The 3,850-nt window shown below is 37.7% G+C and carries 4 protein-coding genes, 1 rRNA gene and 1 pseudogene; all 6 read left to right on the top strand.

Features of this window, described 5'->3' with window-relative positions; translation table 11 throughout:
* Positions 1 to 97 precede the first annotated feature (97 nt).
* Positions 98 to 212: ribosomal RNA gene (gene rrf / locus A7325_RS12925) — 5S ribosomal RNA — on the top strand.
* A gap of 191 nt (positions 213 to 403) precedes the next feature.
* Positions 404 to 1,366, top strand: coding sequence for a DUF4062 domain-containing protein (locus tag A7325_RS12920; protein ID WP_068408787.1), 963 nt, complete (start codon positions 404 to 406; stop codon positions 1,364 to 1,366).
* 237 nt (positions 1,367 to 1,603) lie between these two features.
* On the top strand, positions 1,604 to 2,011 hold the full coding sequence (locus A7325_RS12915) for an OsmC family protein (RefSeq protein ID WP_068408786.1): 408 nt from the start codon (positions 1,604 to 1,606) through the stop codon (positions 2,009 to 2,011).
* Between the two features lie 23 nt (positions 2,012 to 2,034).
* Positions 2,035 to 2,499 carry a flavodoxin family protein gene (locus A7325_RS12910; protein WP_068408784.1) on the top strand — a complete coding sequence of 155 codons (465 nt, stop codon included), beginning with the start codon at positions 2,035 to 2,037 and terminating at the stop codon, positions 2,497 to 2,499.
* A gap of 45 nt (positions 2,500 to 2,544) precedes the next feature.
* Positions 2,545 to 3,207, top strand: coding sequence for a DUF938 domain-containing protein (locus A7325_RS12905; RefSeq protein WP_068408782.1), 663 nt, complete (start codon positions 2,545 to 2,547; stop codon positions 3,205 to 3,207).
* A gap of 178 nt (positions 3,208 to 3,385) precedes the next feature.
* Positions 3,386 to 3,850: pseudogene (locus A7325_RS12900) on the top strand (RNA-guided endonuclease TnpB family protein); the annotation flags it as partial.

Here is a 3,850-nt window from a genome sequence, read left to right as displayed (position 1 = left end):
TCAAGTCTAATTATTTCGATATCACCTTAATCCTTGATTCAGTTGGATTAAGATGACACTAGTCATTAAACACACAGACTCATATCTAACCCCCTTTGCTGACGACAATAGCATGATGGCACCACCTGATCCCTTCCCGAACTCAGAAGTGAAACATCATCGCGCCAATGGTAGTGTGGCTCCGGCCATGTGAGAGTAGGTCATCGTCAGCTCTCTATTCTTAAGATATACCCCCTTCTGCTAATGTAGAAGGGGGTTTTCTTTGTCTGCGGGATTTATATAAAGATATTTAATAAAATCACACTCGTATATCTCTTTTCTTAATAAGCTAACTTAAATCCAGTTATAACAAGTATAATGTTTATAAATGGTCATTACTCAATTTTTGATAAGAGGAAATTCTATGAAAAAAAGGTTACAGGTATTTATATCATCAACGTATATTGATTTGATAGAAGAGAGACAAGCAGCTGTTAGTGCTGTATTAAAGTCTGGACATATTCCTGCTGGAATGGAATTATTCAATGCCAGTGATAAGAGTCAATTAGACGTTATAAAAAAGTGGATTGATGAATCTGATGTTTATATGTTAATTTTAGGTGGAAGATACGGTAGCGTCGAACCTGAATCTGGTATTAGCTATACTGAATTAGAGTATGATTATGCTTTGGAGATTGAAAAACCACTTTTTGCTGTCGTAATTAATGACAGTGCATTAGAAAGTAAGGTTAAAAAGCATGGTTCATCAGTGATGGAGGTAAACAACCCTTCTGAATTAAAATTATTTAGAGCCAAAGTACTGAATAATATGTCTTCATTCTTTGAAGACATGAAAGATATTCGTTTAGCTGTCATGGAGAGCTTACCTGAAATAGCATCTACAAGAGAATTAGCTGGTTGGGTTTCTGGAAATGAGATACCTGATACAAAAGGCTTAGTGGATGAAATAGCTAAATTAAACAATCAGGTGAAAGAATTAAATAAGCAAAACTCTATTTTAGCAAATAAAGTTGGCCAGTATACAAAAGTAACTAACTCGTCTGAATTTGATGAATTAGAAAAAATTCTTAATTCAATAGAGGTGAAAATTCCACCCAATATTATTAATGGTAAAGAAGACGTAACTCAAAATTTATTTACTCTATTCATAACTGTTCAAGAGACTCTTGTTACTGGTGTAACAAATCAAACTCAGCAACAAGAATCAGTATACTTTTTATATAACAATGTCTGTCCTAAGCTACAAATTCACGGACTAGTTCAGAACGAAAAAGTTGCTAGCGTACGATGGAGAAGATTTTCTATCACTAAGAAAGGACAAGATTTTTTAGCACATTTAGAGAGAAAGAGGTTAGTCAGTAAATAGGAACTAGATGAATTATTCTTAAAAACTCCGTTGACCATTTTTATTTCGTTCAATATTTTCATAAATTATTTTTTTTGCTTAATACGAAATTGTATGAGAGTCCATTTTCTAAAAACCTTCAAACATAAAGTCTATTGTTTTAACTAAAAAATCTGAAGTAATTATTGTCTATAAATGAGCTACTTAAGATGTCCAAGCAACTATAATCCAATAACCATAACTATCGAAGAGAATTATATGACAACCTCAAAAGTAACTTACCAAGGCGACCTACGTACTACCGCTATTCATTTACAATCAAACAATGAAATCATTACCGATGCACCAGTTGATAATCAAGGTAAGGGCGAAGCCTTTTCACCGACTGATTTATTGGCGACTAGCTTAGCCGGTTGCATGTTGACGATTATCGGTATCAAAGCGCGTGATATGAAGATTGATATCGCAGGTACTACCGCTGAAGTGACCAAAATAATGGCTGCTGATCCAAGACGTGTCAGTGAAATACATGTCGAGATCGCTTTTAATCAAGCGTTAGAGGATAAAACGCAAAAGATATTCTACAACACTGCGTTAACTTGTCCGGTTGCGAAAAGCATTCATCCTGATATCATTCAAAGAGTGACTATTAATTCCAAAAACTAGTAACTTCTATAAAGGTGATTGATATGGCTAGTAAAACCTTACTTATCGTCGCGCATGCGCCATCACCGAATACCAAAAAGCTAGCGCAAGCAGCCTACGATGGTGCTAATCACCCTGATATAGATATCAACATCATACTCAAATCTCCTCAAGATACGCAGCCTGAAGATGTGTTAGCTGCGGATGCGCTATTATTAGGCACGACTGAGAACTTGGCGTATATGGCGGGGCTGACCAAAGACTTTTTTGATCGCTGTTATTATCCGGTGTTAGAGAAGAAGCAGGGTATGCCGTTTGCACTCTATGTTCGCGCAGGTCATGATGGTACGGGTACCAAGCTTGCTATAAAAACCATAACCACTGGATTGCGCTGGGAATGGATTCAAGAAGCTCTGATTTTACAAGGCGATTGGCAAGAGGTATTTACCGAGCAAGTCGAAGAGCTAGCGATGACACTGGCAGCTGGGGTAGAAGCGGGTATTTATTAGTGGTTAGCGCTCGTTACTGCAAGATAATAGAGAACAGGAAGGAATATGAATAAAAGCAGTTCAATACGTAATCATCTATATGACGCTGCAACCTTGCCGTTTTCTCAAGCGTGTGAAAATAATCAGCAGCCGATTTTAGACGTTTTACAGCAAGAGCTGCAAGACGCTACTCATGTCTTAGAAGTTGGTTCAGGGACGGGGCAGCATAGTGTCTATTTTGCGCCACGTTTGACGCATTTATACTGGCAGACCAGTGATGTGTTTGCCAATCATGTCATTATCAACGCTTGGCATGCTGCGCATCCTGCGCCTAATCTATATGCGCCGCTAAGCTTTAATGTATCGTCTGATTCAGTGCCGATAAATAAGACTATCAATGCGCCTTATGATGCGGTATTTACCGCCAATACTTTGCATATTATGTCGTGGTTTTTAGTCAGTAAGTTATTTGAGTTGGTTGGCAATATGCTACCTTTAGAGGGAAAGTTCATCGTTTATGGACCCTTTAACGAAAATGGCCGTTATAGCAGTGATAGTAATCGACAGTTTGACTATAGTCTTCGGCAGCGTGATAGCAACAGCGGTGTTCGTGCTTTAGAAGACATCATAGAAATGGCGGAAAAACAGCATCTATTGCTAATAAATCGCTATAAAATGCCCGCCAACAATGAGATATTGGTTTTTCAGAAAAAAGTTGATATGCCATAATATTTAAAAAGTATATTTTAAAAATTAATTTTTATTTTTCTTAATAATTTTAGGTATATTTATCAAAAAGCGCCGTAAAACCACCTCCCTTCTAGGGCGTGGACATTAGGCGTCAGCTATTGTCGCTCAGCCTTAAAACAGACTTGTCAACCAAACTCATTAAGACCATAATCACTCTATGAAAACGCTCAAGTGTCGCATCAAAGACAAACACGCCAATCAGCTAAATACCTTAGCGAGCGCAGTTAATTTTGTGTGGAACTATGTGAATGACTTGAGTTTTAAGCATCTTCAACGCACCAATCTTTTCTTTTCAGCTTATGATATTGCGGCTTATGTAAAAGGTAGTGGCGAGCTGCTAAACCTGCACAGCCAAACCTTACAAGCCATTGCCGAAACCCATACTAAATCTCGCAAGCAATTCAAAAAAGCCAAACTAAACTGGCGAACCAACAACCCAAAATCTAAGCGTAAATCACTTGGTTGGATTCCCTTTAAAAAAGCAGCAATCAAATACGTAGGTATCAAAAAATCAGGAAAGAAAAGTCTTAAATCCACCATTCAATTTAGCCTGGCTAAAGGCAAGAAGCTGACCATCGACGTGTGGGATAGCTATAATCTAGCACTCTACACCATCAACACC

It is taken from the genome of Psychrobacter sp. SHUES1 (assembly GCF_001652315.1).
GTDB classification, from domain to species: Bacteria; Pseudomonadota; Gammaproteobacteria; order Pseudomonadales; family Moraxellaceae; genus Psychrobacter; species Psychrobacter faecalis.
The sequence above is the reverse complement of the archived record's forward strand: the minus strand, read 5'-3'. Positions and strand labels throughout refer to the sequence as shown.

Coding starts and splice junctions, on each gene's coding strand:
- A7325_RS12920 (WP_068408787.1), top strand. CDS start 404: ATGAAAAAAAGGTTACAGGTATTTATATCATCAACGTATATTGATTTG.
- A7325_RS12915 (WP_068408786.1), top strand. CDS start 1,604: ATGACAACCTCAAAAGTAACTTACCAAGGCGACCTACGTACTACCGCT.
- A7325_RS12910 (WP_068408784.1), top strand. CDS start 2,035: ATGGCTAGTAAAACCTTACTTATCGTCGCGCATGCGCCATCACCGAAT.
- A7325_RS12905 (WP_068408782.1), top strand. CDS start 2,545: ATGAATAAAAGCAGTTCAATACGTAATCATCTATATGACGCTGCAACC.